The 3,882-nt window shown below is 69.3% G+C and carries 7 protein-coding genes and 2 pseudogenes; 1 reads left to right on the top strand and 8 read right to left on the bottom strand.

Annotated elements, in window-relative coordinates; genetic code table 11:
- The 4 genes and pseudogenes from AC2VOR_RS20570 to AC2VOR_RS20555 all read right to left on the bottom strand — a co-directional run.
- Positions 1–219, bottom strand: a pseudogene (locus tag AC2VOR_RS20570) (NADH dehydrogenase subunit D); the annotation flags it as partial.
- Positions 219–926 carry an NADH-quinone oxidoreductase subunit C gene (locus tag AC2VOR_RS20565; protein WP_369739851.1) on the bottom strand — a complete coding sequence of 236 codons (708 nt, stop codon included), beginning with the start codon at positions 924–926 and terminating at the stop codon, positions 219–221. The pseudogene AC2VOR_RS20570 and the gene AC2VOR_RS20565, both read right to left, overlap by 1 nt.
- Positions 923–1,477, bottom strand: a complete 555-nt coding sequence (locus AC2VOR_RS20560) for a NuoB/complex I 20 kDa subunit family protein (protein WP_369739850.1) — start codon at positions 1,475–1,477, stop codon at positions 923–925. Before AC2VOR_RS20560 ends, AC2VOR_RS20565 begins: the two co-directional genes overlap by 4 nt.
- Before the next feature lie 8 nt (positions 1,478–1,485).
- Positions 1,486–1,854: an NADH-quinone oxidoreductase subunit A gene (locus tag AC2VOR_RS20555; protein WP_369739849.1), complete on the bottom strand. Its 369-nt coding sequence runs from the start codon at positions 1,852–1,854 to the stop codon at positions 1,486–1,488.
- Between the two features lie 171 nt (positions 1,855–2,025).
- On the opposite strand from AC2VOR_RS20555, the gene AC2VOR_RS20550 reads away from it, so the two are divergent.
- Positions 2,026–2,346: a PE-PPE domain-containing protein gene (locus AC2VOR_RS20550; protein WP_369739848.1), complete on the top strand. Its 321-nt coding sequence runs from the start codon at positions 2,026–2,028 to the stop codon at positions 2,344–2,346.
- An 81-nt stretch (positions 2,347–2,427) separates the two neighbouring features.
- On the opposite strand, the gene AC2VOR_RS20545 is transcribed toward AC2VOR_RS20550, so the two are convergent.
- The 4 genes and pseudogenes from AC2VOR_RS20545 to AC2VOR_RS20530 all read right to left on the bottom strand — a co-directional run.
- The gene (locus AC2VOR_RS20545) at positions 2,428–2,841 is read right to left on the bottom strand and encodes an Rv3143 family two-component system response regulator (protein ID WP_369739847.1); all 414 of its coding nucleotides are present in this window, start codon (positions 2,839–2,841) and stop codon (positions 2,428–2,430) included.
- A gap of 29 nt (positions 2,842–2,870) precedes the next feature.
- Positions 2,871–3,053: a hypothetical protein gene (locus tag AC2VOR_RS20540; protein WP_486964419.1), complete on the bottom strand. Its 183-nt coding sequence runs from the start codon at positions 3,051–3,053 to the stop codon at positions 2,871–2,873.
- A 120-nt stretch (positions 3,054–3,173) separates the two neighbouring features.
- A complete protein-coding gene (locus tag AC2VOR_RS20535; RefSeq protein ID WP_369739844.1) occupies positions 3,174–3,527 on the bottom strand; it encodes a DUF6285 domain-containing protein in 354 nt (117 codons plus the stop codon).
- A pseudogene (locus AC2VOR_RS20530) lies at positions 3,524–3,882 on the bottom strand (phosphotransferase family protein); the annotation flags it as partial. The pseudogene AC2VOR_RS20530 and the gene AC2VOR_RS20535, both read right to left, overlap by 4 nt.

The following is a 3,882-nucleotide window of genomic DNA, read 5'->3' as shown; positions in this document are numbered from 1 at the left end:
CTTCTCGATCCCGGTGTGCAGGTAGCCGATTCCGCACCTGACCTCGGTGACGGTCTCGCCCTCGATCTCCAGGATCAGCCGCAGCACCCCGTGGGTCGACGGGTGCTGGGGGCCCATGTTGACGACGATGCGCTCACCGGGGTCGGCCTTGCGGGCGGCGTCGACGACCTGCTCCCAGTCCTGGCCGCCGGCGACGACGAGGGTTTCGGTTTGACTCATCAGTTGTAGCCCCTCCGCTCGTCGGGCGGGGGTATCTGCGCGCCCTTGTATTCCACCGGGATTCCGCCCAGCGGGTAGTCCTTGCGCTGCGGGTGCCCCTGCCAGTCGTCGGGCATCTCGATCCTGGTCAGCGACGGATGCCCGTCGAAGATGATGCCGAAGAAGTCGTAGGTCTCGCGTTCGTGCCAGTCGTTGGTCGGGTAGATCGCGTACAGCGACGGGATGTGCGGATCACCTTCCGGCGCAGCAACTTCCAGCCGCACGCGGCGGCCATGGGTGATCGACTGCAGGTGATAGACCGCGTGCAGTTCCCGCCCGGCCTCGTGCGGGTAGTGCACGCCGCTGACGCCCAGGCACATCTCGAACCGCAGGTCCGGTTCGTCGCGTAGCCGCTGGGCGACCTGCGGCAGCGACTCCCGGCGCACGTGCAGCGTCAGTTCGTCGCGGTGGACCACGACCTTCTCGATCGCGGTGCCGAAATCGACACCGGCGCGCCCCAGCGCCTCGGCCAGGCCGTCGGCGACCGCGTCGAAGTAGCCGCCGTAGGGCCGGGAACTGCTGCCCGGCAACGTGACCTCACGCACGAGCCGGCCGTATCCGGACGTGTCGCCGGTGCCCGACACCCCGAACATGCCGCGCCGGACATCGATCACTTCCTCGTCGGCGCGGGCCACTGCTTCCTGCGGGTCCTGGTCCGGTGAGCTCATCGCAGCAGCCCGCGCATCTCGATGGTGGGCCGGGCCGCCAGCGCCGCCTCCTCGGCCTCGGCGATGGCGTGTTCCCGGTTCACGCCGAGCGGCATGTCCTGAATCTTCTCGTGCAGCTTGAGGATTGCGTGCAGGAGCATCTCCGGGCGCGGCGGGCAGCCGGGCAGGTAGATGTCCACCGGGACCACGTGGTCGACGCCCTGCACGATTGCGTAGTTGTTGAACATCCCGCCGGAGGACGCGCACACGCCCATCGACAGCACCCATTTCGGCTCGGCCATCTGGTCGTAGATCTGGCGCAGCACGGGTGCCATCTTCTGGCTGACCCGCCCGGCCACGATCATCAGGTCGGCCTGCCGCGGTGTCGCCGAGAACCGCTCCATGCCGAAGCGTGCGATGTCGAATCTGGGTCCGGCCGTCGCCATCATCTCGATTGCGCAGCAGGCCAACCCGAAGGTCGCCGGCCACAGCGAGTTCTTGCGCACATAGCCCGCGACCTTCTCGACGGTGGACAGCAGAATCCCACCGGGCAGCTGTTCTTCCAGGCCCACGTCTTACCTCAATCCCACGTCAGGCCCCCGCGGCGCCACACGTAGGCGTAGGCCACGAAAACCGTGAGCATGAACACGACCATTTCGACCAGCGCGAACGTCCCCAGCGCGTCGTAGCTGACCGCCCAGGGATACAGGAACACGATCTCGATGTCGAAGACGATGAACAGCATCGCGGTGAGGTAGTACTTCACCGGGAACCGCTGGCCGCCGGTCGTGTGGGCGGTGCTTTCGGTGGGTTCGATCCCGCACTCGTAGGCGGCCAGCTTCGAACGGTTGTATCGGGACGGACCGACCAGGCTCGCGATCACCACCGAGCCCACGGCGAAGGCGGCGGCAATGGCTCCCAGTACCAGGATGGGTATGTAGGCGTTCAACTCGCTCCAAGATCCGTCGTACGGGCCGCCGGGCGGCGACCGGGCGGTGGCCGGGCTGCTGTGACGGACAGTGTCTTTGTCCGGTCGCAGTGACCTACAACATAGCGTCGCGACGGCCGGGGCGCTTGCCCGGGGTGGGCTATCCGATCGGTTGCCGGGCCCGTGACCGGGATGGCCGCTCAACTTCGGTGGAACCGCAGATTGTCAGCCCGACCTGGGGCATGCGGTGCTTATGCTTTTGTGCCTCGCGGACCGTTGCCGCGGCCGCGACGGGCCGCGATCGGCCCGTCGAGATGGGCACCGAACTCGTCGCGCCGTCGCAGGTGGTTCAGGTGTCATCCGTCGCGAACGCGCTCGGGTGCACCACGACGACGTACATGGTGCCGACCACGACCCTTACCCCTCCTGATGCCACTGCAGCAGATCGGGGTCGCGGCGCCCATCGTCAGCGGCCTGAACAACGCGCTGACGCCCCTCGTCGACGCCGGCTAATCCCAATACGATCCGACCGGAGGCCCCTACCTCAGCCACGGCACCCTGATGTGGTGCGGGCGGGCGACCCGCTGCGCCCGGCTAGCGAGCGGGGGTTCGCAGCAGGCCCAGCACCGTACGGCCCAGCACAATCGGGTCGATGGGGTGCGGCACCGCAGCTTCGGCGCGAGACCATTTGGCCAGCCACGCGTCGTCGCGACGCCCGGTGAGCACGACGATCGGCGGGCACGTCTCGAGTTCGTCCTTGAGCTGCTTGGCGATTCCCATGCCGCCCGTCGGCGTCGCCTCCCCGTCCAGGATGGCCAGGTCGATGCCGCCCTCGTCCATCCGCTGGATGACCATGGGGCCGGTCGCCACCTCGATGTAGTTGAGCTCGGGCAGATCCGGGTGCAGGTGCCGGCCCAACGCCTGGATCACTTCCCGGCGCGTGTCGGCGTTGTCGCTGTAGACGAGGACGCGCAGGGCGACGGCGGAGTCGGTATTCGCGGCGGGCACGAGCAGATGGTACTGCGGCGGCGCCGCGCCTAACGGGGTACCCGCACGAAGACGGCGTCGGCCGCCGCCGTCGCGGTCGCCGCCATCATGCCGAACTTGTTCCAGCCCAAGCCGAACCGGGCCCGCTCGACCCGGGTGTGGCCCGCGATGCGGACCGCGCCGGGCCTTGTCGTCATCCCGGCGCGCACCCGATCGCCACACCGCGATGTCATCGCGCCAGAGCCGGTCCACCGTTGCCCTGTCGCCGCCCTCGATCGCGGCGAACAGGCGATCGGCTACGTCGATGATGGTTTCGGCGTCGGGCTCGGCATGGGCAGGCTCCTGGTCGCTGTCTATGCGGTGTCCGGGTCCGGCTCGTCGTATCCCGGGTGCGCGACCGCCAGCCGGCGGCGGACCAGGGTGCGCAGGCAGGCGATGACCTCCCCGGCGCGCCCGTCCAGGTCGCCGGCCCGGATCGCGGCCGCGAGCGCGTCTTCGTCGGCGTAGCCCAGGCGGGCCAGCGCCGCACCGCTTTCCGCCTCGCTCTCGTCGAGCAGTTCCCGCTCGACGATGCGCAACGCGTTGGCGGCCACCCGGGCGTGGAAGTTGACCCGTCCGGTCGTCGCCTCCCGGACCTCGGACTCGAGGAACTCGGCCACCGCGGCGACGAGTTCGGCCGCCAGCGGGCGGCCATAGGCGCCGATCACGAGCACACCTTCGACTCCGGGCTCTCGAGCAGGTCGAGCAGGTCCCACTCGGTCTCGCTGACGCGGCGGCCGATCGTCGCCAGCTCCACCGAGCGGGACTGCCCGCTCAGATGCCGTTCCGCCTGGTAGCGGCAGATGACCCCCCAGCGCAGCGTCGCCAGCACCAGCCACCAGTGGAACGCCACCCGGTCGACGGTAGTTGCGGCGGCTTCCTCGTAGGCCCGCAGGAAGCTCTCGATGCTGCCCAGGCCGCCCGCGGCCAGGCTGGCCGGGGCGCCGAACCGCCAGGCCCGGATGCAGAACCAGGCCAGGTCTTCGTAGGCCTGCCCGGCGTGCACCAGTTCCCAGTCGAGGA

Source organism: Mycobacterium sp. TH-M103, from assembly GCF_057473785.1.
This window is presented reverse-complemented; position numbering and strand designations above follow the sequence as displayed.

Bases quoted from the DNA above. Each gene is read 5' to 3' on its own strand.
- AC2VOR_RS20550 (WP_369739848.1), top strand. From the start codon at position 2,026: ATGGCCGCTCAACTTCGGTGGAACCGCAGATTGTCAGCCCGACCTGGG.
- AC2VOR_RS20540 (WP_486964419.1), bottom strand. From the start codon at position 3,053: ATGACATCGCGGTGTGGCGATCGGGTGCGCGCCGGGATGACGACAAGG.
- AC2VOR_RS20565 (WP_369739851.1), bottom strand. From the start codon at position 926: ATGAGCTCACCGGACCAGGACCCGCAGGAAGCAGTGGCCCGCGCCGAC.